The following is a 1,196-nucleotide window of genomic DNA, read 5'->3' on the forward strand; positions in this document are numbered from 1 at the left end:
GTACCGCAAGCCGAGCCCCGTAGCAGCCGGTAGGCCCCTGGGCAAAATAAAGGAGGAGGCCGCCCCGCGGCTCGGGGACATTTGCGCCAGGGGCCTACCGGCTGCTACGAGGCCCTCACGCTCGCGACAGACCCGAGCGAAGACACCGCCCGATCCAAGACACCCCGTCCAGCCCCGCATCGCCGTACTCAAAATGCTGCGGACCCTGGATCAGCCGCCCCTTGATCGGGACGGGAACCCAAAGAAAAAGCCCGCCATGAGGCGGGCTCTCCTGCGTCGGCGTCAGGCGCGGATCAGACTTCCAGCGATGCCAGATCGCCCTTGTTCTCCAGCCACTGCTTGCGGTCGGAGGCGCGCTTCTTGGCCAGCAGCATGTCCATCAGCGAATGGGTCTGCTCGCCATCATCGATGGTCAACTGCACCAGCCGACGCGTATCGGGATGGATGGTCGATTCGCGCAGCTGCGGCGGGTTCATTTCGCCCAGACCCTTGAAGCGGGTGACGCTGACCGTGCCCTTGATCTTCTCGCGCTCGATCTTGTCCAGCATCGTGCGCTTTTCTTCCTCGTCCAGGGCGTAGAACACCTGCTTGCCCACATCGATACGGAACAGCGGCGGCATCGCCACGAACACGTGGCCGGCATCGACCAGCGCCGGGAAGTGCTTGAGGAACAGCGCCGTCAGCAGCGTCGCGATATGCAGGCCGTCCGAGTCGGCGTCGGCCAGGATCACCACCTTGCCGTAGCGCAGCCCGGTGATGTCGTCCTTGCCCGGATCGCAGCCGATCGCAATGGCCAGGTTGTGCACTTCCTCCGAGGCCAGCACGCTGCCCGAAGAGACTTCCCAGGTGTTCAGGATCTTGCCGCGCAGCGGCATGATCGCTTGGAAGTCCTTGTCGCGGGCCTGCTTGGCACTGCCGCCGGCCGAGTCGCCTTCGACCAGGAACAACTCGGTGCGCGAGAGATCCTGGCTGATGCAGTCGGCCAGCTTGCCGGGCAGGGCGGGGCCCTGGGTGACCTTCTTGCGGGTCACCAGCTTTTCGGTTTTCAGGCGCGCGCTGGCGCGCTCGATGGCCAGCTGGGCGATCTTTTCGCCGATCTCCACGTTCTGGTTCAGCAGCAAGCTGAAGGCGTCGTGCGCGGCGCCTTCGACGAAACCGGCCGCCTGGCGCGAGGACAGGCGTTCCTTGGTCTGGCC

At 65.3% G+C, this 1,196-nt stretch carries 1 protein-coding gene; it reads right to left on the reverse strand.

Annotation, left to right across the window (positions count from 1 at the left end):
- Positions 1-293 precede the first annotated feature (293 nt).
- Positions 294-1,196 (reverse strand): toprim domain-containing protein (locus ACXJKH_RS20870; RefSeq protein ID WP_457322245.1); only part of this gene is annotated, 903 nt, incomplete at its 5' end.

It is taken from the genome of Stenotrophomonas sp. P5_B8 (assembly GCF_054049855.1).